The 26488-nt window shown below is 56.5% G+C and carries 24 protein-coding genes and 1 tRNA gene; 11 read left to right on the top strand and 14 right to left on the bottom strand.

Going from position 1 to position 26488, the window contains the following annotated elements; translation table 11 throughout:
* Nucleotides 1-36: 36 nt before the first annotated feature.
* The 3 genes from mtlD to ACOT1A_RS20245 are packed head-to-tail and all read left to right on the top strand — an operon-like array spanning nucleotide 37 to nucleotide 2208.
* A complete protein-coding gene (gene mtlD, locus ACOT1A_RS20235) occupies nucleotides 37-1200 on the top strand; it encodes a mannitol-1-phosphate 5-dehydrogenase (RefSeq protein ID WP_368958422.1) in 1164 nt (387 codons plus the stop codon).
* Nucleotides 1197-1787 carry a mannitol operon repressor MtlR gene (gene mtlR / locus ACOT1A_RS20240; RefSeq protein ID WP_023298873.1) on the top strand — a complete coding sequence of 197 codons (591 nt, stop codon included), beginning with the start codon at nucleotides 1197-1199 and terminating at the stop codon, nucleotides 1785-1787. The genes mtlD and mtlR overlap by 4 nt, the downstream gene beginning before the upstream one ends.
* A gap of 58 nt (nucleotides 1788-1845) precedes the next feature.
* Nucleotides 1846-2208: a YibL family ribosome-associated protein gene (locus tag ACOT1A_RS20245; protein WP_022649764.1), complete on the top strand. Its 363-nt coding sequence runs from the start codon at nucleotides 1846-1848 to the stop codon at nucleotides 2206-2208.
* A 33-nt stretch (nucleotides 2209-2241) separates the two neighbouring features.
* Here the strand turns inward: ACOT1A_RS20245 and ACOT1A_RS20250 are convergent, their stop codons facing one another.
* The 4 genes from ACOT1A_RS20250 to ACOT1A_RS20265 are packed head-to-tail and all read right to left on the bottom strand — an operon-like array spanning nucleotide 2242 to nucleotide 7117.
* Nucleotides 2242-3336 (bottom strand): fimbrial protein, encoded by a 1095-nt coding sequence (locus ACOT1A_RS20250; RefSeq protein ID WP_276170298.1) that lies wholly within the window; start codon nucleotides 3334-3336, stop codon nucleotides 2242-2244.
* A gap of 9 nt (nucleotides 3337-3345) precedes the next feature.
* Entirely contained in the window at nucleotides 3346-5826 is a 2481-nt protein-coding gene (locus tag ACOT1A_RS20255; RefSeq protein WP_053087815.1) for a fimbria/pilus outer membrane usher protein, read from the bottom strand.
* 4 nt (nucleotides 5827-5830) lie between these two features.
* On the bottom strand, nucleotides 5831-6505 hold the full coding sequence (locus ACOT1A_RS20260) for a fimbrial biogenesis chaperone (protein WP_022649767.1): 675 nt from the start codon (nucleotides 6503-6505) through the stop codon (nucleotides 5831-5833).
* Nucleotides 6506-6535: 30 nt separating this feature from the next.
* Nucleotides 6536-7117, bottom strand: a complete 582-nt coding sequence (locus ACOT1A_RS20265; RefSeq protein ID WP_032621994.1) for a fimbrial protein — start codon at nucleotides 7115-7117, stop codon at nucleotides 6536-6538.
* A 1098-nt stretch (nucleotides 7118-8215) separates the two neighbouring features.
* Between ACOT1A_RS20265 and lldP the strand changes: the two genes are divergently transcribed.
* From lldP to trmL, 5 genes are all read left to right on the top strand, one after another.
* Entirely contained in the window at nucleotides 8216-9871 is a 1656-nt protein-coding gene (lldP, locus tag ACOT1A_RS20270) for an L-lactate permease (protein ID WP_276170299.1), read from the top strand.
* Entirely contained in the window at nucleotides 9868-10641 is a 774-nt protein-coding gene (lldR, locus tag ACOT1A_RS20275) for a transcriptional regulator LldR (RefSeq protein WP_368958423.1), read from the top strand. Before lldP ends, lldR begins: the two co-directional genes overlap by 4 nt.
* A complete protein-coding gene (gene lldD / locus ACOT1A_RS20280) occupies nucleotides 10638-11825 on the top strand; it encodes an FMN-dependent L-lactate dehydrogenase LldD (RefSeq protein ID WP_276170301.1) in 1188 nt (395 codons plus the stop codon). The genes lldR and lldD overlap by 4 nt, the downstream gene beginning before the upstream one ends.
* 181 nt (nucleotides 11826-12006) lie before the next feature.
* Entirely contained in the window at nucleotides 12007-13347 is a 1341-nt protein-coding gene (locus ACOT1A_RS20285; RefSeq protein ID WP_022649771.1) for an MFS transporter, read from the top strand.
* A gap of 46 nt (nucleotides 13348-13393) precedes the next feature.
* Nucleotides 13394-13867, top strand: a complete 474-nt coding sequence (gene trmL, locus ACOT1A_RS20290; RefSeq protein ID WP_022649772.1) for a tRNA (uridine(34)/cytosine(34)/5-carboxymethylaminomethyluridine(34)-2'-O)-methyltransferase TrmL — start codon at nucleotides 13394-13396, stop codon at nucleotides 13865-13867.
* Between the two features lie 36 nt (nucleotides 13868-13903).
* On the opposite strand, the gene ilvC is transcribed toward trmL, so the two are convergent.
* Complete coding sequence (gene ilvC / locus ACOT1A_RS20295; protein WP_022649773.1) at nucleotides 13904-15379, bottom strand: ketol-acid reductoisomerase; 1476 nt, start codon at nucleotides 15377-15379, stop codon at nucleotides 13904-13906.
* A 152-nt stretch (nucleotides 15380-15531) separates the two neighbouring features.
* Here ilvC and ilvY point away from each other — a divergent pair, with 152 nt between their 5' ends.
* Complete coding sequence (ilvY, locus tag ACOT1A_RS20300) at nucleotides 15532-16422, top strand: HTH-type transcriptional activator IlvY (RefSeq protein ID WP_017693777.1); 891 nt, start codon at nucleotides 15532-15534, stop codon at nucleotides 16420-16422.
* Nucleotides 16423-16467: 45 nt separating this feature from the next.
* On the opposite strand, the gene ilvA is transcribed toward ilvY, so the two are convergent.
* The 7 genes from ilvA to ilvL form a co-directional block, all read right to left on the bottom strand.
* Nucleotides 16468-18012: a threonine ammonia-lyase, biosynthetic gene (gene ilvA / locus ACOT1A_RS20305; RefSeq protein WP_100148853.1), complete on the bottom strand. Its 1545-nt coding sequence runs from the start codon at nucleotides 18010-18012 to the stop codon at nucleotides 16468-16470.
* Nucleotides 18013-18014: 2 nt separating this feature from the next.
* Nucleotides 18015-19865, bottom strand: a complete 1851-nt coding sequence (gene ilvD / locus ACOT1A_RS20310) for a dihydroxy-acid dehydratase (protein WP_032626972.1) — start codon at nucleotides 19863-19865, stop codon at nucleotides 18015-18017.
* 60 nt (nucleotides 19866-19925) lie between these two features.
* Entirely contained in the window at nucleotides 19926-20855 is a 930-nt protein-coding gene (gene ilvE / locus ACOT1A_RS20315) for a branched-chain-amino-acid transaminase (RefSeq protein WP_003860182.1), read from the bottom strand.
* 18 nt (nucleotides 20856-20873) lie between these two features.
* Nucleotides 20874-21137, bottom strand: coding sequence for an acetolactate synthase 2 small subunit (ilvM, locus tag ACOT1A_RS20320; RefSeq protein ID WP_063147041.1), 264 nt, complete (start codon nucleotides 21135-21137; stop codon nucleotides 20874-20876).
* Nucleotides 21134-22780, bottom strand: a complete 1647-nt coding sequence (gene ilvG / locus ACOT1A_RS20325) for an acetolactate synthase 2 catalytic subunit (protein WP_023298882.1) — start codon at nucleotides 22778-22780, stop codon at nucleotides 21134-21136. Before ilvG ends, ilvM begins: the two co-directional genes overlap by 4 nt.
* A 2-nt stretch (nucleotides 22781-22782) precedes the next feature.
* Nucleotides 22783-22833, bottom strand: coding sequence for a peptide IlvX (gene ilvX / locus ACOT1A_RS20330; RefSeq protein WP_166792073.1), 51 nt, complete (start codon nucleotides 22831-22833; stop codon nucleotides 22783-22785).
* 86 nt (nucleotides 22834-22919) lie between these two features.
* Nucleotides 22920-23018: an ilv operon leader peptide gene (gene ilvL / locus ACOT1A_RS20335; RefSeq protein WP_001311244.1), complete on the bottom strand. Its 99-nt coding sequence runs from the start codon at nucleotides 23016-23018 to the stop codon at nucleotides 22920-22922.
* A gap of 340 nt (nucleotides 23019-23358) precedes the next feature.
* On the opposite strand from ilvL, the gene ACOT1A_RS20340 reads away from it, so the two are divergent.
* Entirely contained in the window at nucleotides 23359-24879 is a 1521-nt protein-coding gene (locus tag ACOT1A_RS20340) for a YifB family Mg chelatase-like AAA ATPase (protein WP_032626968.1), read from the top strand.
* 26 nt (nucleotides 24880-24905) lie between these two features.
* On the opposite strand, the gene ACOT1A_RS20345 is transcribed toward ACOT1A_RS20340, so the two are convergent.
* Nucleotides 24906-25244 carry a DUF413 domain-containing protein gene (locus ACOT1A_RS20345; RefSeq protein ID WP_006808641.1) on the bottom strand — a complete coding sequence of 113 codons (339 nt, stop codon included), beginning with the start codon at nucleotides 25242-25244 and terminating at the stop codon, nucleotides 24906-24908.
* 118 nt (nucleotides 25245-25362) lie between these two features.
* Between ACOT1A_RS20345 and hdfR the strand changes: the two genes are divergently transcribed.
* Nucleotides 25363-26184 (top strand): HTH-type transcriptional regulator HdfR, encoded by an 822-nt coding sequence (gene hdfR / locus ACOT1A_RS20350; RefSeq protein WP_276170303.1) that lies wholly within the window; start codon nucleotides 25363-25365, stop codon nucleotides 26182-26184.
* A gap of 100 nt (nucleotides 26185-26284) precedes the next feature.
* Here the strand turns inward: hdfR and ACOT1A_RS20355 are convergent.
* Nucleotides 26285-26360 (bottom strand) — tRNA-Trp (locus ACOT1A_RS20355).
* Nucleotides 26361-26488 lie beyond the last annotated feature (128 nt).

Raw genomic sequence — 26488 nt, forward strand, 5'->3', positions numbered from 1 at the left:
CGTTCCTCACCCCAGCCCTCTCGGGTAAAAACATTGATGAAGGTTAACACTATGAAAGCATTACATTTTGGCGCAGGTAATATCGGACGTGGCTTTATCGGTAAACTGCTGGCAGACGCGGGCATTACCCTGACATTCGCCGATGTGAATCAGGTGGTTCTGGATGCCCTGAATGCCCGTCATAGCTATCAGGTTCACGTGGTGGGTGAAAACGAACAGGTTGAAACGGTCTCTGGCGTCAACGCGGTAAGCAGCATTGGCGACGACGTGATTGACCTCATCGCGAGCGTTGATCTGGTCACCACAGCCGTGGGTCCGGTGGTGCTTGAGTGTATCGCCCCGGCGGTCGCGAAAGGCCTGGCGAAGCGTAAAGCACAAGGCGTTGAAACGCCGCTGAACATCATCGCCTGTGAAAATATGGTGCGCGGCACCACGCAGCTGAAAGGCCACGTTCTGGCCGCTGTGGCTGAGGAAGATAAAGCCTGGGTTGAAGCGCACGTTGGTTTTGTGGATTCCGCCGTTGACCGCATCGTTCCGCCATCAGAATCCGCCACCAACGACCCGCTGGAAGTAACCGTGGAAACCTTCAGCGAGTGGATCGTTGATAAAACTCAGTTTAAGGGCGCGCTGCCGACCATTCCGGGAATGGAATTAACCGATAACCTGATGGCATTTGTCGAACGTAAACTCTTCACGCTGAACACCGGGCATGCTATAACCGCGTACCTCGGGAAATTGGCCGGTCATCAGACGATTCGTGACGCGATCCTCGATGAGAACATCCGTGCGGTGGTCAAAGGGGCAATGGAAGAGAGCGGCGCGGTGCTGATCAAACGCTACGGTTTTGATGCTGATAAACACGCAGCATACATCCAGAAAATCCTCGGTCGTTTTGAAAACCCGTATCTGAAAGATGACGTTGAGCGCGTGGGTCGTCAGCCGCTGCGTAAACTGAGCGCGGGCGACCGCCTGATTAAACCGCTGCTGGGCACGCTGGAATACGGTCTGCCGCACGCTAACCTGGTGAAAGGGATAGCTGCCGCGATGCACTACCGCAGCGAGCAGGACCCGCAGGCGATTGAGCTGGCTCAGCTGATTGATGACAAAGGCGCACAGGCTGCGCTGGCGCAGATTTCCGGTCTGGATGCCAACAGTGACGTGGTTGCGGAGGCGGTCAGCGCATACAACGCAACCAAATGATGCAGAGTCCGGCGCAGGTTAGCCTGCGCCCGAATAACAGATTGTCAGATATGCAGGCAATAATGGAACAAACCCAGGCCTTTGAAAATCGTGTGCTTGAGCGTCTGAATGCTGGCAAAACCGTACGAAGTTTCCTGATCGCCGCCGTCGAGCTGTTAACCGAGGCGGTGAACATTCTGGTGCTTCAGGTGTTTCGCAAAGACGACTACGCGGTAAAGTATGCTGTAGAACCGTTACTGGACGGAGACGGACCGCTGGGCGATTTATCGGTACGGCTGAAGCTGATCTACGGTCTTGGCGTGCTCAACCGTCAGGAGTATGAAGACGCCGAGCTGTTAATGGCGCTGCGCGAAGAGCTCAATCATGACGGCAATGAGTACACCTTCACCGATGATGAGATCCTGGGGCCCTTCGGCGAACTGCACTGCGTAGCCGCGCTCCCTCCCGCACCTCAGTTTGATGACAGCGACCCTGAGCTGTACATGATGCAAAAGCTGCGTTATCAACAAGTTGTCCGCTCCACCATGGTGCTTTCCCTGACTGAGCTGATTTCTAAAATCAGCTTAAAAAAAGCGTTTCAGAAGTAAGCCCGCACACATTGGTGTATCCTTCCCTGTAAATTCCCCGTTTTCAGAGTTATTTGTCATGAAAGAAGTCGAAAAGAACGAAATTAAACGCCTGAGCGACCGTCTGGATCTGATCCGCCATCAGATGGCTGGCCTCTCCCTTGTTGATTCCGCCGAGAAATATGCCGAGCTGGAAAAAGAGTCCGTGAAGCTGGAGGCGGAAATTGAGCGCCTGCGCGATGTGAAAGGCCAGAAGCTGAGTAAAGAGGCGCAGAAGCTGATGAACATGCCGCATCGCCGCGCGATCACAAAAAAAGAGCAGGCCGACATGGGCAAGCTGAAGAAAAGCGTCCGTGGCCTGGTGGTGGTGCACCCGATGACTGAGCTTGGCCGCGAAATGGGCCTGAAAGAGATGACGGGTTTTAGTAAGACCGCGTTCTGATCCCGCTTCCCCTGCCGGAGCGGCAGGGGAAACTCAGTTGTAAATCAGGTTAAACGTGGCCATCGCATCCGCTTTTCCCGCCGTTACGTTCTCTTCCGTCTGAATGTAATGCGCATCAAACCAGAAGGTCTGCGTCTGGTTATCCCCCACCTGGCCAAGCGCTGACACCTGAGGGGTGTTCCACGATACCACCTGCCCCTGAACCGAACCGGTATTGTCACCGTAAAGCAGTTCGATCCCGACACCGCTGGCGCTATCCTCCTGCTTCGTCAACGCCAGCGCCCGATCGTTGCCCGGCGTGGTATCGCCAAAGAAACCCATCTTAACCGCCGTGTTATTTTCACAGGTCACCGGAATGCTGAAGCGTCCGCCTCCGGCGCGGGAGCCGATGCCGTGAAATTCACGCTGGCTCACGCTCCCCATGGGAACAAGAATGCTGCGAGAGCCCACTGAACAGCTGGTACGCCTGACGGTGAAGCTGGCGAGATGGATCTGTACCGGTGTCGCCACGTTGGTGGCGCTGGCTTGATTTTCTCCCGCCTGCAATATCAGCGAGCCGACATTTTGCTCCTGGGAATTGGCGTTATCGTCAGGCATGGCGCTGGTCGTCGGGATTTTGTAAAACACCACCCAGAACTGCATTTTGTACGTTGAGGCGCTGGCAAAGGCGGGGTTTTGCGATGCGTCGCAAATGCGCCGGGACTCATTGCCATTCACCTGACTTGTGCCGTCAATATAGCGTATCGCATCGGCGCCGCAGTACTGCTGCTCGCGAAACCCGAGCGCGTAGCCGATGCCGTCAATCTGGGTTTTGTAGACGTGCCGCGACGCACCGTCTTCACCCACCACGGTGCCGACGGGGTTATCCACGTCGACAAAGCCGATACTACGCCAGGCATCATTCCCGCCATCACAGCTGTAGAAATCTGCCCCGGTAGACTGTATCGGCGCAGATATCGGCGTCCAGTCAGCCGTGCCGGGAGCATATCCAATGGCGTAGGGTACCTGGACAACCCACTGATCGCGCGTGGTGCGGCAGGGCGAGGCCTGAGCGTGCGCATGAAAACTCAGCATGCCAAAAAGCGAAAGAAGGCTCAGATAGAAAAACCAGTGAATAAAGTGACGCATGATATTCCTCTAGTGGCACTCAAGAGACAGCGTAGCGATGCCGGGGGCCATATGAGCTTTCCCCAGTCTGAAAGGTGTCTGGCATTGCTGCTGCTCCCCGTTTTCATACCAGGTGACGCGCAGGGTGCCGCGCTCGGGTACTCCGCTCAGGTAGGCCTGACCGCCGTCAGCGACCATGCTTCGGTTTGCAGAATGGCGGTTCTGCTCCACCACTTCAGCCTGCGCGCCAAACGGCAACGGTTCGCCGTGGTAGCGCAGGGAAAACAGAACGCGATAACCAATGTGGGTTGTGTAATTGGCCAGCACCACCGCGCCGCTGGTGGGAATGAGCGTCAGACCGCTTTGCTCAATGTCGACGTTCTCACCCAGCGTCGCCGTATCAAGGCTGACGGTATTTTTGCGATACGCCGAGAGCGTTGGCATGACCGCATAGCCGCGGCTGTCGGTATGGATCCCGTTGTAGCCCTCCGGCTCAACGTTCGCCGCGCCGGGCACGCGCAGCAGGGCGACGGTATCGCCCAGCGGCTGGCTAAGCGTGACGCCATACTGCGTGGCGATAACGCCTCCGGCGAGTCCAAGACTCGCGTTGCTACCGTTTCGGCTGTGGTCATAACCGAGGCTGACGTTGCCGTAGCCACCGTTGTATTGCAGCGCCAGGCTGGTGCTGTCGGCCTCTCCCTCACTGGTCTTACTCTGCTGAACGCTGTAATTCAGGTTGCGGTTCGCCAGCGCGCTGCCGTTGAGTGACACCTGCTGCGTGGTCATCCCACGATTGTTGTGGTTGGCGTAGTAACTGACCGAACTGCCCGGCAGCCAGTTGCCAAGCGGAACATTGACGTTAAACGACACGGTGCGATCGGGATGCTGCTCAAGCGCTGAGTCGGTGTAGTCATACCCCGCGCCCCAGGAAATACCCCGCCAGCTGGTGTACCAGCCAATGTGGATGGTTTTATCCTGCCCGGACGTATGCCAGTAATCCTGCATCCATGCCGAGACGCTGAGGCTGCCGAACTGACCCAGCGTCTGTGAAAAAGTGACCTGCGAGCGGCTACGGCGATTATTGAGTTGCAGCTGTTGGCTGTCAGACTGATTCAGTTCACTAAATTCGTAGTAATTGCGCGAGGCATAGCGATAGCTCGCCAGGTTGAAGGCGGTGCCGGTAGCGCTGAAATCTTTCTGGTACTGAATGCGCCACGCCTGCCCCATCGCGCTTTTGCCGTCGGGTAAACGGCTTTTTGCCAGCGTATCATCAATACCCAGCGAGCCAAATGCGCCAAACCCTCTGCCTACGCCAATTGCACCGGCCTGATAGTTGCTCGCCGTACGAAAGCCGCCATACACCGTCATCCTGGAGAGCAGACCGTAGAAGAAAGCGCCTTCAACAAATTCGGGCGAACGCGCATCACCGGAGCCGGAGTGAAATCGTCCTGCATTGAGACTGTATTTCAGGCTGCCCTGGCGTCGCATAAACGGCACCGCAGAATAGGGCTGGGTAAAGACGCGCGTTGAGCCGTCACTTTCCGTGACCGTAACCTGTAGATCGCCACTTTGTGCGCCCGGGAACAGATCGTTAATGATAAATGGCCCGGCGGCCACCCAGGTTTCATAGATCACATAGCCATTTTGCGAAACGGAGACTTTAGCGAAGCTGTGTGCGACGCCGCGGATGGTTGGTGCGAAGCCGCGCTGGCTGTCGGGCAACATGCTTTCGCTTGATGAGAGCTGTACCCCGCGAAACGCCACGCTATCGAAGACGTCGCCTGCGGTCCAGGCATCGCCGATCCGTAGCTGGCTGTTAAGACGGCGAATATCCCGGGTCAGCCAGCTACTTTGCGACTGAAAATGGTCGCCGCCCGCGTCGCTGTAGCTCCAGGCCGAGGTGTTACGCAGCCGCCACGCCCCCAGATTGATGCCGTTACGCAGGCTCAGATAGCTGGATGTCGTGACCCCGCTCTGATGACGGGCCTGACCGCCCGACAGACTGTAATCAGTAAATGCCGCCGGGATACCATCGTCCCACTGCGACTGCGGCACGTAGCCACGGCTGCGGTGTTTCATTGCCGCCTGCGGCAGGCTGAGAAAGAGACGCTGCTGGTTGAAATCATAAGAAGTTCGCGCTGCCGGAATAAAATCCTCGAGGTGCGTGAACGTTTCTCCCTCCTGCAACCGGGAGAATGCAGGAATGGCCCCTACATTTACGCCAAGCGCTTCCAGCAGCGATACGCTAAAAACGGGTTGCAGGCTGCCTTTCTCATTGACGAAGGTGATCTCCTGATGCCGCTCCTCGCGTCCGTTAATCTCCAGCGTCACGAGCCAGGTGCCTGGCATCTGCCCGCCCTTTTCAGAGAAATAGTGCAGATCCGCCGTTTTCTGTTCAGTAGAGGAAAGCTCCAGCGCGGCGGGATCAAAGTAATCCTCGGCCATCCCCGTGCGGCTGAAGCTAAGCAGCAACACCGAAAGCGGCGCGTAACGAAACAGGCGAAAAGGCATGGTCTTAAAGAGGCTGGGTGTGGGTGGCGGTGATGGCACCAAAATCATTAATAGCCGACCAGCTTACGCCCCCGGAGGCGGACACAGGCCATTCCCGGGTTTCCCCTGGACCGATCATGCCCGGCTGCTCAATTTTATGCCCGCCAACGGTCAGACGATAAAAAGAGACGTAGTATGGCGTCGGGTTAGCGGCCTTAAGCCCTTTTCCCGTTCGCGAAAACGTTATTTTCTGCCAGGCCGTGGCGGCGTCCCCTTTCAGGTTGTCCGGGCGGTAGAAGATTTTAAATTTCGATTTGACGTTTACCTGTAATTCGTTGCTGCTCTCTTTTGGCTTTGGCGCTATCGCTTTAATATCGAGCCAGAATACAGATTCACGATCTGTGGGCAGCGGAGCGCCGGTATATTGAATACGCAGCGTGTTGGTCTGCTCCGGATCAAGTCTGAACAGAGGTGGTGTGACAATAAATGGCGCAGCGTTATTTTTATCCGGCCCATCGCCTTCAACCCACGACTGAATAAGATAGGGAACCGCACTTTCCATATTAGAAACAGAAAATGCCACCTCCTTGCTGTTTTGCGGGTATACGATCCGTGTTCCCCCCATTACAACGCCAGCGGAAACTGACGCAGAACTAACCATTAATGCAGTGAGCATAATATACGATAAACGTTTCATCATTATTATCTCTGGAGGTGGCTGACAGTGAAATCAGTTATAAACCATCAGGAAGTTGGATACGGCGTTAACATCGCCAGCGTTGATTTCCGTGCCATCTTTGTCAAGTGCGGCATAGAAAGTTAATTCAGCATTGCCTTGATCATCCGGTGCGGTTGTTTCAGATACCGTACCCGGTTTAATCGCGGTGCTGCGATCGCTGTTATAAAGCTTCACGCCGACACCCGTCGCCATACCTTCACCCGGCGTAACCTGAAGCAGTGTGTCATTCACCGTATCTTTGGTTCCGTCAAACAGTACCGCAACCGATTCAACCGTCTCCGGGCAGTTTTCCACGTTGATTTTGAACTCGCGCGGCGTCGTTTCGTTGTGATCGTCAAAGTAGCTTTTTGCCCACGCCCCAAGGTCTACCGTTTTGTTTTTAGAGGCCGGAGTAATATCACAGGAAATAAGGGTAATCTTCCCGGTAAAATTGATCACCCCGCCCGTACTTTGCGAACCCGCACCGGTATCCAGAGAAGCATTAACGCCAGAATCACTGCTTGCCAGTACTGATTGAGAAGATAACAGCAGCCCCGCCGCGGCAATCGCCAGCGCCACATTTTTGATTTTCATTTGGAACACTTTCCCCTCTGTAAATTAAACAGATATAGACTTGTTGTACCAGGTACAATAACCGCTATAAGGATTTAAAAACGCCACCGAAAGGTTTTTAGCAGAATGGGTGACGCGACCTTATAGAATAAAGCAGGGTCCATCCCATGGTGATAATCCGTATATTTTCAGAAGGCCATACACAGATATCCTTCAACTGAGGAATGACTTCTGGCCGAAAATAACACTGAATACGTTGTGGTTAGTAATAAATTTAAAATCTTCTGTTACGTTGCTTCTGAATAAATAGTAAATCAAATGCCTTTTAACGTCTATGCATTGAAAAGCAATATGCCGCGTCTGTAAACACTCAGAAATTAACACTCAACTAACAAATTTAACCCCTTTCGATTGCCCTAATAATTATTAATCTGCTTTTAATACCGCAACTAAATTACAAGAGAGTCAACTGATCATTGTTTGATCAATTTATTTCAGAATATTATTAGCCAAAAAATGTCTGTTCAGCGCAAAATTCTTACCCTTTATCCTGAAAAACCGCAATTGAACAGGATATTTCCTTATCGATCATCAATTGATCGTTTGTAATACACTGTTAAAATCTATATGTGAAATTTACCTTAATTAAAATTTTTTGCTACAGCTTAGATTTCGCATTTTTAACCAAAAAAAATTTTTATTTATAGGAAATATATCACTATGCTCACACATATACAGCTTCTCAAAAACACAAATAAAACAAACAAACCTCATTCAATTCACGCAATATTATCACCTCTCCTTTTTATATAACCTCTTTTACGCGCCGTATCTGCTTAAAAGGCGAATGTAAGGCTCTCCACCTGACCACCGCTCCCAATGCACACGGTGATTTGATTTTGCGGGTTTGGTCCTACCAATCACGTACAAAGCTATCCATCGTTCACAATTTCGATGCTCCACTTCACAAAACAATTGCTGAATAGCAACACTTGGTTAACCATTTGTTGTCATTAACCCTACATCACAATATTGGAAGGACCACTTTTACACTAAGTGTGACGCAGAGATGAGCAGAGACTCACCCGACGAACACTGTGTGGTCCTCAGGAGACCTGCATGAGCCTCTGGCAACAAAACTACGATTCGGCCGGAAATATCTGGCTGTCGAGCCTGATCGCATCGCTACCGATCCTGTTTTTCTTCTTTGCGCTGATTAAGCTCAAGCTGAAGGGCTACCTCGCCGCGACGTATACCGTTGCCATCGCCCTGATGGTGGCGTTGTTCTTCTACAAAATGCCGGTCGATCGCGCGCTGGCCTCCGTCGTCTATGGCTTCTTCTACGGACTGTGGCCGATTGCGTGGATCATCATCGCCGCCGTCTTTGTCTACAAAATCTCGGTCAAAACCGGGCAGTTCGACATTATTCGCTCGTCGATTCTCTCCATCACGCCGGACCAGCGTTTGCAGATGCTGATCGTCGGCTTCTCCTTCGGAGCATTTCTGGAAGGGGCGGCAGGATTCGGCGCACCGGTGGCCATCACCGCCGCCCTGCTGGTCGGTCTGGGCTTTAACCCGCTGTATGCCGCTGGCCTGTGCCTGATTGTGAATACCGCCCCGGTGGCGTTTGGCGCGATGGGCATTCCTATTCTGGTGGCGGGCCAGGTGACCGGGCTGGACAGCTTCGAGATCGGCCAGATGGTGGGCCGCCAGCTGCCGTTCCTGACCATTATCGTGCTGTTCTGGATCATGGCGATTATGGACGGCTGGCGCGGCGTGAAGGAGACCTGGCCTGCGGTGATGGTAGCGGGCGGTTCGTTCGCCATTGCCCAGTATCTCAGCTCCAACTTCCTCGGCCCGGAACTGCCGGACATCATCTCTTCCCTGGTGTCGCTGGTCTGTCTGACGCTGTTCCTGAAACGCTGGCAGCCGGTACGTATCTTCCGCTTTGCTGACATGGGCGCATCACACGTGGATCAGACGCTGGCGCGCACCGGCTATACCGCCGGACAGATTGTACGCGCATGGTCACCGTTCCTGTTCCTGACCGCCACCGTGACGCTGTGGAGCATTCCGCCGTTTAAGGCCCTGTTCGCCCCGGGCGGCGCGCTGTACGACATGGTGATTAATATCTCCGTGCCGTTCCTCGACAAGATGGTCGCTCGTATGCCGCCGGTGGTACACGACGCCACGCCGTATGCGGCAGTGTTTAAGTTCGACTGGTTCTCAGCCACCGGCACGGCGATCCTGTTTGCCGCTATCCTTTCCGTAGTGTGGCTGCGCATGAAGCCTGCCGCCGCGGTGCAGACCTTTGCGGCGACGATTAAAGAGCTGATGCTGCCGATTTACTCCATCGGCATGGTGCTGGCGTTCGCGTTTATTTCGAACTACTCCGGCCTGTCGTCGACGCTGGCGTTAGCGCTGGCGCATACCGGCCACGCGTTTACCTTCTTCTCGCCGTTCCTCGGCTGGCTGGGGGTGTTCCTGACCGGTTCAGATACGTCATCTAACGCCCTGTTTGCCGCCCTACAGGCCACAGCCGCGCAGCAGATTGGCGTCTCGGACGTGCTGCTGGTCGCCGCGAACACCACCGGCGGCGTGACCGGGAAGATGATCTCACCGCAGTCCATCGCCATTGCCTGTGCCGCGGTGGGTCTGGTTGGCAAAGAGTCGGATCTGTTCCGCTTTACCGTTAAACACAGCCTGATATTTACCTGCATGGTGGGCGTGATCACCACATTGCAGGCCTATGTCTTAACCTGGATGATTCCATGATAGTGATGCCCAGACGCCTGTCCGACGAGATTGCCACTCGCGTACGGGCGCTGATAGAAGAACAACAGCTGGAAGCGGGCATGAGATTGCCCGCCGAGCGTCAGCTTGCCGCCCAGCTTGGCGTGTCGCGCAATTCACTGCGCGAGGCGCTGGCGACGCTGATCAGCGAAGGGGTGCTGCTGAGCCGTCGAGGCGGCGGCACCTTCGTGCGCTGGCAGCATGACGACTGGTCCGAACAAAACATCGTGCAGCCGCTGAAGACGCTGATGGAAAACGACCCGGACTACAGCTTTGACATCCTCGAAGCGCGTCACGCCATCGAAACCAGCACCGCGTGGCATGCGGCGATGCGGGCAACCGAGGCCGACAAAGAGAAGCTCAAAGCCTGCTTTGAGGCCACGCAAAGCAGCGACCCGGACATCGCCTCCCAGGCGGACGTGCGTTTTCACCTCGCGATTGCCGAGGCCTCGCACAACGTGGTTCTGCTGCAAACCATGCGCGGGTTCTTCGACCTGCTGCAATCCTCCGTGAAGCAGAGCCGCCAGCGCATGTATCTGGTGCCGCCGGTATTTGCCCAACTGACCAAACAGCACGAGGCGGTGCTCAACGCCATTCTGGCCGGTGATGCCGAGGCCGCGCGCAAGGCGATGATGGCGCATCTCGGCTTCGTGCATACCACCATTAAACGATTCGATGAAGATCAGGCCCGACAGGCGCGTATTACCCGTCTGCCTGGCGAGAGTGATATTTCCAGGGAGAACAAAGCATGATTATTTCCGCAGCCAGTGACTATCGCGCCGCGGCACAGCGCATTTTGCCGCCATTCCTGTTCCACTACATTGACGGCGGGGCGTACGCCGAATATACCCTGCGCCGCAACGTGGAGGACCTGTCGGAAGTGGCCCTGCGCCAGCGCGTGCTGAAGAATATGTCTGACCTGAGCCTTGAGACGAAGCTGTTTAACGAGACGCTCTCCATGCCGGTGGCGCTTGCGCCCGTCGGCTTATGCGGCATGTATGCCCGCCGGGGCGAAGTGCAGGCCGCCGCCGCCGCAGATGCCAAAGGCATTCCGTTTACCCTTTCCACCGTGTCCGTCTGCCCGATTGAAGAGGTCGCCCCGACCATCAAGCGCCCGATGTGGTTCCAGCTGTACGTCCTGCGCGATCGCGGCTTTATGCGTAACGCGCTGGAGCGCGCCAAAGCGGCAGGCTGCTCAACGCTGGTCTTTACCGTCGATATGCCCACGCCCGGCGCCCGCTACCGTGATGCGCACTCCGGCATGAGCGGTCCGAACGCCGCGATGCGCCGCTACTGGCAGGCGGTGACGCACCCGCAGTGGGCGTGGGATGTCGGCGTGAATGGCCGTCCGCACGATCTGGGCAATATTTCGGCCTACCTGGGTAAACCGACCGGGCTGGAAGATTACATCGGCTGGCTGGCGAACAACTTCGATCCATCCATCTCCTGGAAAGACCTGGAGTGGATCCGCGAATTCTGGGACGGCCCGATGGTGATCAAAGGGATCCTCGATCCGGAAGATGCGCGCGACGCGGTGCGTTTTGGCGCCGATGGGATCGTGGTCTCTAACCATGGTGGCCGCCAGCTTGACGGGGTGCTCTCCTCCGCCCGCGCCCTGCCAGCCATTGCCGATGCGGTGAAAGGCGATATTGCGATTCTGGCCGACAGCGGCATCCGTAACGGGCTGGACGTGGTGCGCATGATTGCCCTGGGCGCAGACAGTGTGCTGCTGGGCCGTGCTTACCTGTACGCGCTGGCCACCTGCGGCCAGGCGGGCGTGGCGAATCTGCTGAACCTGATCGAGAAAGAGATGAAGGTGGCGATGACCCTGACCGGTGCGAAAACAATCGGTGAAATCAGCAAAGACTCTCTGGTGCAGGAGCTCAGTAAGCTGCCTGCGGCGCTGGCCCCCCTTTCTCAGGGAAACGCGGCCTGATCTCCCCCGGTTAGCCTCCCCTTCTTCCGCGCCCGACTTCCCCCTCGGGCGCTTTTTTTTGTCGAAAATAACACCTGCGTAACATTCTGGATAAGAAAATTTGACATGCCCCGCCCCTCCGCAATTGTATAGACAAGCAAATACAAGATCACAAAAACAACATCACATCGGAGGGGAACGTATGACGTATTCAGGTCGGGTGGATATTCAGCAGGTGATCGATGAGAGTCCTTTTTCAGGGTTTCACTGGCTTCTTATTGTGCTGGGCTTTCTGGTGCTGGCGATCGATGGTTTCGATACCGCCGCGATGGGTTACATTGCGCCTACGCTGTCGGCGGAGTGGGGAATACATAAACAGGATCTGGGGCCGGTGTTGAGTGCGGCGCTACTGGGGCTGTCGCTGGGAGCTCTTATTGCAGGTCCGGTATCGGACCGTATGGGACGCAAGCGCGTACTGGTCTTTTCATGCCTGTTCTTCGGCCTGGCGAGCCTGGGCACGGCCTGGGCGCAAAGTCTGAATACCCTGACGCTGTGGCGATTTCTGACCGGTCTCGGGCTGGGCGCCGCGATGCCTAACGCCATCACGCTGATCTCAGAGTTTGCCCCCCAGCGCTGCCGCGCCATGGCAATTAACACCATGTACTGCGGCTTTCCGCTGGGTGCGGCGGGCGGCGGGGCGATCTCGTCCTGGCTTATCCCTCACCATGGCTGGCGAAGCGTGCTGCTGACCGGCGCGATTGCGCCGCTGATTTTAACGGTGCTGCTGGCGCTGCTGTTGCCGGAGTCGGTGAAGTTTCTGGTGCAGCGCGGAAAAGACGTCGCGCAGGTTCGCCGCATCGCCAGCCGGTTCGCCCGCAGCACGCTGGATAGCGTCACGGGCTTTTTCCTGGCGGAGGAGAAGGTCGCGTCGAAAAAAGGCAGCGTGTCGCAGCTGTTTTCCATGCCCTGGCTGCCCGGCACCCTGATGCTGTGGGTCACCTACTTTATGGGACTGGTGATTTATTACGTCCTGCTGAGCTGGATGCCAACGCTGATGCAGGGGATGGGGTATGCGCTGGCGGAATCCGCCTGGCTCACCTCGCTGTTCACCTTCGGCGGCACCGCTGGCATTCTGCTCGCGGGCTGGATGATGGACCGCTGGGAAGCGCACAAGGTGGTCGCGTGTGGTTTCGTGCTGACGATGGGCCTGATTCTTTTACTCGGCATTGAGCATAATCATATCGCCCTGTTTGGCGGGTTAATCTTCCTGATGGGGATCGCGATGAACGGCGCGCAGTCGGGGATGCAGACCCTGGCCGCCACCTTTTACCCTACCGAGTGCCGCGCGACGGGTATCGCCTGGATGCAGGGGATCGGCCGCTTCGGCGGCGTGGCGGGCACCATGACCAGCGCCCAGCTTCTTTCCATGCAGTGGCAGGCGGATAGTATTTTGATGATCCTCAGCGTGCCTGCTCTCGTGGCCGCGGCGGCAACCGTCTACAAAATGCTGTATAGCCGCTCGCAGGAGCCGGGCGTCGCCTAGTCCCTCTCTTTTCTGCTATTCTGCCCCCCGCAATTAAGGGGGCAGCATGCTTAACATCGTCTTATTCGAACCAGAAATCCCACCCAATACCGGCAATATCATCCGCCTGTGCGCCAACACCGGTTTTCGTCTGCACATCATTGAGCCGATGGGCTTTACGTGGGACGACAAACGTCTGCGCCGCGCGGGGCTGGACTACCATGAGTTTACTGCCGTCGTTCGTCATCACGATTACGCCGCGTTTCTGGACGCAGAGAAGCCGCAGCGCATGTTCGCCCTGACCACCAAAGGCACGCCAGCGCACAGTGCCGTAAGCTATCAGGACGGGGATTATCTGATGTTTGGTCCGGAAACCCGCGGCCTGCCGGCCACCATTCTGGATGCCCTGCCCGCTGAGCAAAAAATTCGTATTCCGATGATGCCGGACAGCCGCAGCATGAACCTGTCGAATGCGGTGTCGGTGGTGGTGTATGAGGCGTGGCGCCAGCTGGGTTATCCCGGCGCGATACTGCGTAGCTAAAACAGTTCGGGTGGCTTGCGCCACCCGATTGTCTTTTTAGTCTGCTACTGCGATACGTTTCATATCGGTCATGTAGCCACGCAGTTTCTGGCCCACTTTCTCGATTTCGTGACTGCGAATCGCTTCGTTTACGTCACGCAGCTGCGCGTTATCAACCGCACCTTCCGCAATCGCTTTACCCAGATCGCCTGCTTGCAGGGTAGTCATGAACTCTTTCAGCAGCGGTACGCAGGCGTAAGAGAACAGATAGTTACCGTACTCGGCGGTATCGGAGATCACCACGTTCATCTCATACAGACGCTTACGGGCGATGGTGTTTGCGATCAGCGGCAGCTCGTGCAGCGATTCATAGTACGCAGATTCTTCAATGATGCCGGAATCCACCATGGTTTCGAACGCCAGCTCAACGCCCGCTTTCACCATCGCGATCATCAGTACGCCTTTATCGAAGTACTCCTGCTCGCTGATTTTACCCTCGAACTGTGGTGCCGTTTCGAACGCGGTTTTACCGGTCTCTTCGCGCCAGGTCAGCAGTTTCTTATCGTCATTCGCCCAGTCCGCCATCATGCCGGAAGAGAACTCGCCGGAGATGATGTCGTCCATGTGTTTCTGGAACAGCGGTGCCATGATGGTTTTCAGCTGTTCAGAGAGTGCGAACGCGCGCAGTTTTGCCGGATTGGACAGACGGTCCATCATCAGCGTAATACCGCCCTGCTTCAGCGCTTCGGTGATGGTTTCCCAGCCGAACTGAATCAGTTTTTCCGCGTATGCCGGGTCGGTGCCCTCTTCCACCAGCTTGTCGAAGCACAGCAGGGAGCCAGCCTGGAGCATGCCGCACAGAATGGTCTGCTCGCCCATCAGGTCAGATTTCACTTCCGCAACGAAGGAAGATTCCAGTACGCCCGCACGATGGCCGCCGGTGGCCGCTGCCCAGGCTTTGGCAATCGCCATGCCTTCGCCTTTCGGATCGTTTTCCGGGTGAACGGCGATCAGCGTCGGTACGCCGAAACCACGTTTGTACTCTTCGCGCACTTCGGTGCCCGGGCACTTCGGTGCCACCATCACTACGGTGATGTCTTTACGGATCTGCTCGCCCACTTCAACGATGTTGAAGCCGTGGGAGTAACCCAGCGCGGCGCCGTCTTTCATCAGCGGCTGTACGGAACGCACAACGTCTGAGTGCTGCTTGTCTGGCGTCAGGTTAACCACCAGGTCCGCCTGCGGGATCAGCTCTTCGTAGGTACCTACTTTGAAGCCGTTTTCGGTCGCTTTACGCCAGGAAGCGCGCTTCTCGGCAATCGCTTCTTTGCGCAGGGCGTAGGAGATATCCAGCCCGGAGTCACGCATGTTCAGACCCTGGTTCAGACCCTGTGCGCCACAGCCAACAATGACCACTTTTTTACCCTGAAGGTAGCTCGCGCCATCGGCAAATTCATCGCGCGCCATGAAGCGGCATTTGCCCAGCTGCGCCAGCTGCTGGCGCAAGTTCAGTGTATTAAAGTAGTTAGCCATGGGTGATACCTCGTGATGTTGTGTGTCTTATTGTTCGGTTCGCGTTTCAGCGAGAATGTACCCACATTACAACAGGAAATTTATTGCGGAAATTGATATATTCACAACGTCACATTGCAATTTATGCAATGTAAAAAGAGGGAGTGGAATCGGTGGATTTACGCGATCTGAAAATGTTCCTGCATCTGGCGGAAAGCCGTCACTTTGGCCGCAGCGCCCGGGCGATGCACGTCAGCCCTTCCACGCTGTCGCGCCAGATCCAGCGCCTTGAGGAAGACCTCGGCCAGCCGCTGTTCGTGCGCGATAACCGCACCGTCACCCTCACGGAAGCCGGTGAAGAGCTGCGCATCTTTGCCCAGCAAACCTTGTTGCAGTACCAGCAGCTGCGGCACACCATCGACCAGCAGGGGCCGTCGCTTTCCGGCGAGCTGCATATTTTCTGCTCCGTGACCGCCGCCTACAGCCATCTTCCCCCCATTCTCGACCGCTTCCGCGCGGAACATCCGTCGGTTGAAATTAAGCTCACCACCGGCGATGCCGCCGACGCGATGGAAAAAGTGGTCACGGGCGAAGCGGATCTCGCGATTGCCGGGAAGCCGGAAACCCTGCCGGGCGCGGTAGCGTTCTCAATGCTGGAGAATCTGGCGGTAGTACTGATTGCCCCGGCGCTGCCCTGCCCTGTGCGCAACCAGGTCTCGGTGGAGAAACCGGACTGGTCGACGGTGCCGTTTATCATGGCCGATCAGGGGCCGGTGCGCCGCCGCATTGAGCTGTGGTTCCGCCGCCAGAAAATCAGCAACCCGTCGATTTACGCCACGGTCGGCGGCCATGAGGCGATGGTGTCGATGGTGGCGCTCGGCTGCGGCGTGGCGCTGCTGCCAGAAGTGGTGCTGGAAAACAGCCCGGAGCCAGTGCGCAATCGCGTGATGATTTTAGAACGCAGCGACGAGAAAACACCGTTCGAGCTAGGCGTGTGCGCACAAAAAAAGCGGCTGCATGAGCCGCTTATTGATGCGTTCTGGACGATATTGCCGAACCACTAAAGCCGGGTGGCGCTGCGCTTACCCGTCCTACACGCAGCTCAACCCTTAGCCCGCGAGGAAGAAGCGGAACGCCGGGTTGTGGGTTTCGTCATGGCACTCATAGCCCAGCTCGTTCAGGCGCGTTTCGAAATCCGGCTCGTGCTCGCCCAGCTCGAACGCCGCCAGCACGCGGCCGTAGTCGGTGCCGTGGCTGCGGTAGTGGAACAGAGAAATGTTCCAGTGGGTGCCCAGCGTGTGCAGGAACTTGAGCAACGCGCCCGGCGATTCCGGGAACTCGAAGCTGAACAGGCGTTCCTTGAGCGGCTTGGATGGACGGCCGCCGACCATGTAACGCACGTGCAGCTTCGCCATTTCGTCGTCGGAGAGATCGACCACGCTGTAGCCGCCGTCATGCAGCAGGCTGAGGATCTCTTTGCGCTCCTCCACGCCACGGCTCAGACGCACGCCGACAAAAATGCACGCATCTTTGGCATCGGCAAAGCGGTAGTTGAACTCCGTTACCGAACGGCCGCCCAGCAGCTGGCAAAACTTCAGGAAGCTGCCCTTCTCTTCCGGAATGGTCACCGCCAGCAGGGCTTCACGCTGCTCGCCCAGCTCACAGCGTTCGGACACGTAGCGCAGGCCGTGGAAGTTCACATTGGCGCCGGAAAGCACGTGCGCCAGACGCTCGCCGCGAATGTTGTGCTGGGCGATGTATTTCTTCATCCCTGCCAGCGCCAGCGCGCCGGACGGCTCCGCCACCGCACGCACATCCTCGAAGAGATCTTTCATCGCCGCGCAGATAGCGTCGCTGTCGACGGTGACGATATCGTCGAGATACTCCTGGCACAGACGGAACGTTTCATCGCCAATGCGCTTCACCGCCACGCCCTCGGCGAACAGCCCGACGCGCGGCAGATCCACCGGATGTCCGGCGTCCAGCGCCGCCTTCAGGCAAGCGGAGTCTTCCGCTTCAACCGCAATCACTTTGATCTGCGGCATTAGCTGTTTGATCAGCACCGCCACACCAGCGGCTAAGCCACCGCCGCCCACCGGAACGAAAACGCGGTCGAGATGGGCATCCTGCTGCAACAGTTCCAGCGCCAGCGTACCCTGCCCGGCAATCACCATCGGGTGATCGAACGGCGGGACCCAGGTGAAGCCCTGCTGCTGCGCCAGCTCAATCGCTTTGGCTTTCGCTTCGTCAAAATTCGCGCCGTGGAGCAGCACTTCCCCGCCAAAACCGCGCACCGCGTCGACTTTGATATCCGCCGTGGCAACCGGCATCACGATCAGCGCTTTCAGCCCTAAACGGGCCGCGGAGAACGCTACGCCCTGCGCGTGGTTGCCCGCCGACGCGGTAATGACGCCGCGCGCTTTCTGCTCATCCGTCAGCCCGGCCATCATCGCGTAGGCGCCGCGCAGCTTGAAGCTGTGCACCGGCTGCCTGTCTTCGCGCTTCACCAGAATGACGTTGTCGAGGCGCGAGGAGAGTTTGTCCATTTTTTGCAGGGGCGTGACCTGCACGGCTTCATAGACCGGCGCGCGCAGCACCGCTCTCAGGTATTCCGCCCCCTCGGGGGCGGCGGATAAGGGTTGTGACTCGGCCATCATTAGCCCCCAAGTTTAGATTTATCGCGCACCGCGCCTTTATCTGCACTGGTGGCAAGGCTTGCGTAGGCGCGCAGGGCGAAGGAGACTTCGCGCTGGCGGTCTTTCGGCGTCCAGGCTTTGTCGCCGCGGGCTTCCTGCGCTTCACGACGGGCCGCAATCTCCTGGTCACTCAGCTTCAGCTGAATGCCGCGGTTCGGAATGTCGATTTCGATCAGGTCGCCATCTTCGATGATCGCGATATTGCCGCCGCTTGCCGCTTCCGGGGAGACGTGGCCAATGGAGAGGCCTGACGTGCCGCCAGAGAAACGACCGTCGGTGATCAGCGCGCAGGCTTTGCCGAGGCCCATCGATTTCAGGAAGGTAGTCGGGTAGAGCATCTCCTGCATGCCCGGACCGCCTTTCGGCCCTTCGTAGCGAATGACCACCACGTCGCCTTCCACCACTTTGCCACCGAGGATAGCGTCTACCGCCTCGTCCTGGCTTTCATACACTTTTGCCGGACCGGTGAATTTGAGAATGCTGTCGTCCACGCCTGCGGTTTTCACGATACAGCCGTTTTCCGCAAAGTTACCGTACAGCACGGCCAGACCGCCGTCTTTGCTGTAGGCATGTTCCAGCGAGCGGATGCAGCCTCCGGCGCGATCGTCATCCAGCGTGTCCCAGCGGCAATCCTGCGAGAACGCCTGCGTGGTGCGAATACCTGCCGGACCGGCGCGGAACATCTTTTTCACCGCGTCGTCTTTGGTCAGCATCACGTCGTACTGGTCCAGCGACTCCGGCAGCGTCAGGCCGAGCACATTTTTCACGTTGCGGTTCAGCAGCCCTGCGCGATCCAGCTCGCCGAGAATACCGATGACACCACCAGCACGATGCACGTCTTCCATATGGTACTTCTGGGTACTCGGCGCGACTTTACACAGCTGCGGCACTTTGCGGGAGAGCTTGTCGATGTCGCTCATGGTGAAGTCGATTTCGGCTTCCTGCGCGGCGGCCAGCAGGTGCAGAACGGTGTTGGTGGAACCGCCCATGGCGATATCCAGCGTCATGGCGTTTTCGAACGCCGCTTTACTGGCGATGTTGCGCGGCAGCGCGCTGGCGTCGTCCTGCTCGTAGTAGCGTTTGGTCAGCTCAACGATGCGCTTGCCCGCGTTAAGGAACAGCTGCTTACGGTCGGCGTGGGTCGCCAGCAGCGAGCCGTTACCCGGCTGAGAAAGGCCCAGCGCTTCGGTCAGGCAGTTCATGGAGTTGGCGGTGAACATCCCGGAACAGGAGCCGCAGGTCGGACACGCGGAGCGTTCCACCTGGTCGCTCTGCTCGTCAGAGACTTTCGGGTCCGCGCCCTGGATCATGGCATCGACCAGGTCGAGCTTGATGATTTTGTCGGAAAGCTTGGTTTTACCCGCTTCCATCGGGCCGCCGGAAACGAAGATCACCGGAATGTTCAGGCGCAGGGAGGCCATCAGCATCCCCGGGGTGATTTTGTCGCAGTTGGAGATACAGACCATCGCATCGGCGCAGTGGGCGTTAACCATGTACTCCACCGAGTCGGCGATCAGCTCGCGCGACGGCAGTGAATAGAGCATCCCCCCGTGGCCCATTGCGATACCGTCATCCACCGCAATGGTGTTGAACTCTTTCGCCACGCCGCCGGAGGCTTCGATTTGCTCGGCAACCAGCTTACCGAGATCGCGCAGGTGCACGTGGCCCGGCACAAACTGGGTGAAGGAGTTCACCACGGCGATAATTGGCTTGCCGAAATCGGCGTCGGTCATTCCGGTGGCGCGCCACAGTGCGCGGGCACCCGCCATATTACGGCCGTGGGTGGTGGTGGCTGAACGATACTTAGGCATGCTTTATTTACTCCCGTCTGACTATTAAATGGGACGGTGCGTGCCGTCCCAAATTTATATTTAGTGATTAACCTGATCCAACCAGCCGTATTTGTCTTCTGTTTCGCCGGTGAACAGGCCGAAGAAGGCTTGCTGAATGCGTTTGGTGACCGGACCACAGCGGCCTTCGCCCACCTGAATGCCGTCGACGCTACGCACCGGTGTAATTTCAGCCGCGGTACCGGACATGAACACTTCGTCAGCCAGGTACAGGGATTCGCGGGACAGCACCTGCTCGCGTACTTCGATACCCAGATCTTTTGCCAGCTTGATGATGGCGTCGCGGGTGATGCCCGGCAGCGCGGACGAGGTGAACGGCGGGGTGAACAGAATGCCGTCTTTCACTTCAAACAGGTTTTCGCCCGCACCTTCGGAGATGTAGCCATTTACATCGAGCGCGATACCTTCCTGGTAACCGTGACGGCGCGCTTCGCTGCCGACCAGCAGTGAGGAAAGGTAGTTACCGCCCGCTTTAGCCGCGGTCGGGATAGTGTTTGGTGCCACGCGGTTCCAGGAAGAAACCATTGCGTCGATCCCCTGATCCAGTGCTTCCGCGCCCAGGTAGGCGCCCCACGGGAACGCAGCAATGATCACATCGGTGTTATAGCCAGCGGGCGGATTGACACCCATGCCGACATCACCCACGAAGACCAGCGGACGAATATAGGCACTGGTCAGTTTGTTCTGGCGGATCACCTCGCGGCAGGCTTCCATCAGCTCATCAACGCTTTGGGAGACCGGGAAACGATAAATTTTGGCTGAGTCATGCAGACGCTGCATGTGTTCGCGATGGCGGAACACCACTGGTCCTTTGTGAGAATCGTAGCAACGGATGCCTTCAAACACGGAGGTGCCGTAGTGCAGCGCGTGGGACATCACGTGAACTTTCGCGTCTTCCCAGCGAACCATCTCACCATTGAACCAAATGTAATCAGCTTTTTTTGTCGTCATTTTTTCGTCCTGTCACGCTTAAGCGCGGATTTGTTGTGATGTGGTTGTGCTCTGGCAGATGGCAACATGGGCAACGTCTACCAGTTTTGATAACTGACTAAACAGTAAGTCGACCGGCCGCGGGCTGGCAACGGTTAATTCGATACTGATATTTTGTGCATCCGTGGCCGTTTCCATATTCATAGAGCAAACCTGAAAACCACGGTGACGGACCACACGCAATACGCGTTCTAACGTTTCCGGGTTGAAGCGAGCCTGCACGGCGACCTGATGTTGCATCATGATAATTTCTCCAGCATTTGTGAGTTACTGGCACCGGGCGGTACCAACGGCCAGACGTTCTCAAGCTCGTCGATTGAGACATGAAGCAGGTATGGCCCTTCGCTTGACAGCATGGTGTCGAGTGCCGCTTCAACCTGGTCTTTACGGGTGATGTGCTGGCCAGGAATGCCGAAGGCGCTGGCCAGGGTGAGGAAATCGGGGTTGTCGGTCAGGGTCGTTTCGCTGTAACGCTCCTGGAAGAACAGCTGCTGCCACTGGCGAACCATGCCTAAACGCTGGTTATCGAGCAAAACGATCTTCAGCGGTAACTGCTTACGCTTCACGGTGCCGAGCTCCTGGACGTTCATCATGAAGGAGCCGTCACCGGAGATACAGATAACAGTATCGTTCGGGCGGGCAACCTGTGCGCCCACGGCAGCGGGCAGGCCGAAGCCCATCGTGCCTAAGCCGCTCGAGGTGATGAAGTTCTCCGGGCGGGTGTAGGTCATGTGCTGGGCTGACCACATCTGATGCTGGCCGACATCCGTCGTCACCACGCTGTCTGCGGGTTTGCGGTCGGACAACTGTTTCAACAACAGTGGCGCATAGATGGCCTCGCCGGGGTGATCGTAACGCCAGGCGTGTTCAGCGCGCATATCTGCGGTGTGCTGACGCCATGGGTTGATATCCAGCGGCTGCTCCAGCGCCGGTAACAGCGCGTTGAGATCGCCCTGCAACGCGACATGCGCCTGACGCAGTTTGTTCATCTCCGCCGGGTCGATGTCCATATGGATCACTTTGGCGTTCGGCGCAAAGGTGTTCAGCTTGCCGGTGACGCGGTCGTCAAAACGGGCGCCGACGGCGATGAGCAGGTCACACTCCTGCACCGCCAGGTTTGCCGCTTTGGTGCCGTGCATCCCTAACATGCCCAAATAGTATGGATAGTCCGCGTCGACCGCGCCCAATCCTTTCAGCGTGCAGGTGGCGGGCATTTGCGTTACTGCGATAAATTCGCGCAGGGCAGGAACAGCCTGCGCCATGCCCACGCCGCCGCCTACATACAGCATCGGCTGTTTCGCCTGCGCCAGCATCTGGCGAGCCTCTTCAACCTCCGCATGGGGAAACACGTCGTCGCTTTCAACGGTGGAGAAGTGCGGTTCCAGATCGCCGAGTGCAACCTGAATATCTTTCGGGATATCTACCAGAACCGGGCCAGGACGGCCAGAGCTGGCAACCTCGAACGCTTCGGCCATCACGCGCGGCAGCTCTTCGAGAGACTGAACGAGGAAGCTGTGTTTGGTGCAGGCAAGCGATAAACCGAGCACATCCACTTCCTGGAAAGCATCGGTGCCGATGAACGGAGAGGCCACCTGGCCGGTGATCGCCACCACGGGTACGGAATCGAGCAGCGCGTCAGCCAGGCCGGTGATCAGGTTCGTTGCGCCCGGACCGGAGGTGGCCATACAGACGCCGGTTTTACCGGTCGCACGGGCATAACCGATGGCGGCCATCGCTGCGCCCTGCTCGTGTCGGCACAAGAGGTGTTCCACGCCGCCGTCATACAGTGCATCGTAAATCGGCATAATTGCGCCACCCGGATAACCGAATACGGTTTCGACTCCCTGCGCGCGCAACGCATGTACTACCCATTGTGCCCCATTCATAGTTAGTTCCCCGTCATAAATCTGGAGAAACAGAATTTTGTGCTAGTCGTCATTCTCTGCTCCTCATTTAAGTTTTTTAGTCATAAAAAAACCCCCGGACCTTTCGGTGCGGGGGTCTTAGTTCGTTAAGGCTTGATTTCTAAGCCTTTCCTCGTCCAAGTGCAGCCCCGCACGGTGGGATAATAATCACCACCACGCTAATCACGACCAGGCTAATCACTCGTAGAAGGGCTGTCATTTTCAGTTCTTTTTGCATCTTGTTCGAAGGAATACCTAAAGAGTTACCACAGATATTTCATCTGACACAAGATTTTTTTATGACTCATTTCTGTAGCAGGCGAACTATTTCTTTCAAAATCGTTGTTTTATATAGGGAAAAAATAGAAATGAAGATTTTTCATTTTTTGGCCCGTTTCATCAGGCAAGGCGCGCATGATTTCTTTTCTGCGAGGCCGATTCCACCGACATGTAATGATTACATTTAGGCGCTAAAAGGCTGGAACGAGCGCCGTAATTCAGTAAATTAGCGCTAAACAGGAAAAAATGATGCTGGCATAGTCACCGCCAAGGAGGGGCTTATGTCACTGTCAGTTGTTTATACACGCGCGGCCATCGGCGTGAAGGCACCGCTTATTTCTGTAGAGGTTCATTTAAGTAATGGACTGCCCGGACTGACGCTGGTCGGCTTACCCGAAACGACCGTTAAGGAGGCCAGGGATCGCGTGCGCAGCGCAATTATTAATAGCGGTTATGCTTTTCCGGCGAAGAAGATCACCATCAACCTTGCGCCCGCCGATTTGCCAAAGGAGGGAGGGCGATATGATTTACCTATTGCTATAGCGCTTCTCGCGGCTTCTGAACAGCTCAATACGCCAGGGTTAAGCTCGTGCGAGTTCGTGGGTGAATTAGCGCTTACAGGCGCGTTAAGAGGCGTTCCCGGAGCAATCTCGGGTGCGCTTGAAGCCATACGCGCGGGAAGGCAAATCATTGTGGCCAATGAAAATGCCTCTGAAGTCAGCCTTATCGCCGAAAAGGGGTGTCTTGTCGCGGGACATTTGCAGGAGGTTTGCGCCTGGCTGGAAGGCCGACATGAGCTTGCCGAGCCGCAGGAGAATGAGGAGGTAGTGGCAGATTCACCCGATGACCTCAGCGATATTATGGGTCAGGAACAGGGTAAGCGGGCGTTAGAAATAACGGCCGCGGGTGGGCATAACCTGCTACTGATAGGTCCGCCAGGCACGGGGAAAACGATGCTGGCGAGCAGGTTGAGCGGCCTGCTGCCCCCCCTCAATAATCACGAAGCGCTGGAAAGCGCCGCGATATTTAGCCTGGTCAGTTCAATATCGCTGCATAAACAGTGGCGCCGCCGTCCTTTCCGCTCGCCACACCACAGTGCGTCTCTTACCGCGATGGTGGGCGGGGGCTCAATTCCCGGACCGGGTGAAATCTCACTGGCACACAACGGCATTCTGTTCCTGGATGAATTGCCAGAGTTTGAACGCCGCGTGCTGGATGCGTTGCGGGAGCCGATTGAATCCGGCGAAATCCATCTGTCTCGTACACGCGCCAAAATAAGCTACCCTGCGCAGTTTCAGCTGGTCGCCGCGATGAACCCTAGCCCAACGGGCCATTATCAGGGCAACCATAACCGCTGTACGCCGGAGCAGACGCTGCGCTATCTGAGTAAGCTGTCCGGCCCCTTCCTCGACCGTTTTGATTTATCTCTCGAGATCCCCCTGCCACCGCCCGGTCTGCTGAGGCAAACCGGTATCAAAGGCGAAAGCTCAGCAGCGGTGCGAGAACGGGTTATTGCGGCTCAGGCGCGGCAGTATGCTCGTCAGAACAGGCTGAATGCCCGGCTGGATAACAGCGGGATCCGACAGTTTTGCTCTCTCAACGCCGAAGATGCAGGCTGGCTGGAAGAGACACTGACGCGGTTTGGGCTATCCATTCGCGCGTGGCAGCGTTTGTTGAAAGTTGCGCGCACGGTCGCTGACGTGGAGGGCTGCCCCGGAATAGAGAGGCGACATTTGCAGGAGGCATTAAGCTACCGTGCGATCGATCGGCTGCTGTTGCATCTGCAAAAAATGCTGGCATAAAAAAGGGGCCGTAGCCCCTTCTCTTCTTAATCGTCAGACTCGGTGTAGTCTTCTGCACCTTCCATCTGCGGCTTGCCGCCAGACAGCGTATGGAAACGCTTAGGACGCTTAATGCGAGCCATATACTTGATCCATACACGTTCTGCATCAGACTGCGGCTCACGCTCACCACGACAAACAGAGACAAACTGTTTTTCATCTTCGGTTGCCGGTTCGCGCTTACCCAGATCCAGCTCGTTAAAGGCATAACCATGGCGCTCAAGAAGTTGAGCTTCTTTGATAGTGAAATCGCCGTGACGAGAGAACCCGCGCGGATAATGTTTATTATCGAAAAAACGATTAGTCGTCGTAAAGCTTTCCGCCATCCTACACGCTCCTAATTCTTTGGCCGAGCTATTTATGGCGCGGAGTATTAGTTACGCTTGACAGAGTGTAAAACAAAACATTTAAATCATAACGACAAATAATTTTGTGGAGAAAGATGTGGATACGGAATTGCTAAAAACTTTCCTCGAAGTGAGCAGAACGCGACACTTTGGGCGAGCAGCTGAAGCCCTCTACCTGACGCAGTCAGCAGTCAGTTTTCGTATTCGACAGCTGGAAAATCAACTGGGTGTGAACCTTTTTACCCGCCATCGCAACAATATTCGTCTAACCCCGGCCGGTGAAAAGCTATTGCCTTATGCAGAAACCCTGATGAATACCTGGCAGGCAGCGCGAAAGGAGGTTGCGCACACCTCCCGGCATAATGAATTCTCGATCGGTGCCAGCGCTTCACTATGGGAATGCATGCTCAGCCAGTGGCTTATGCGGCTATATCGCACACACAACCATCTGCAATTTGAGGCGAGGATTGCGCAACGCCAGTCGCTGGTTAAGCAACTCCACGAGCGGCAGCTTGATCTGCTGATCACCACAGAAGCCCCCAAGATGGATGAATTTAGCAGCCAGATTGTTGGACAGTTTAGCCTGGCGCTCTATGCATCCGAGCCTGCAATGATGAAGGCCGACCTGAATTATTTACGCCTGGAATGGGGGCCTGATTTTCAGCAGCACGAGGCGGGGTTAATTGCCAGCGATGATATCCCGCAACTCACGACAAGCTCTGCGGAGATCGCATGCCAGCATCTTCCCACACTGAAAGGCTGTACATGGTTACCTGTTCGCTGGGCGGATAATAAACCTGCACTCCATGTTGTCACCGATTCAACAACGCTCTCCAGGCCGCTGTATGCCATTTGGCTGCAAAACAGCGATAAGCAGTCGCAGATAAAAGATCTGTTAAAAACCAGCATACTGGATTAACGCAAAAGCCTTCGGAAACGCAGGCTGCTTATTCTTCAGGAAGGTGTTGAGCCGTTTTACAGGCAAAAAAAAATCCTTTGCCGAAGCAAAGGATTCTATATGGCAGGGGCGGAGAGACTCGAACTCGCGACACCCGGTTTTGGAGACCGGTGCTCTACCAACTGAGCTACGCCCCTAAATTTTTTTGCCATTAAGCCTGCCCTTTGGGCAGGCTTAATGTCTTAATAAGTGGCGGAACGGACGGGACTCGAACCCGCGACCCCCTGCGTGACAGGCAGGTATTCTAACCGACTGAACTACCGCT

This window comes from Enterobacter cloacae complex sp. SYL003 (genome assembly GCF_049236925.1).
Lineage (GTDB): Bacteria > Pseudomonadota > Gammaproteobacteria > Enterobacterales > Enterobacteriaceae > Enterobacter > Enterobacter intestinihominis.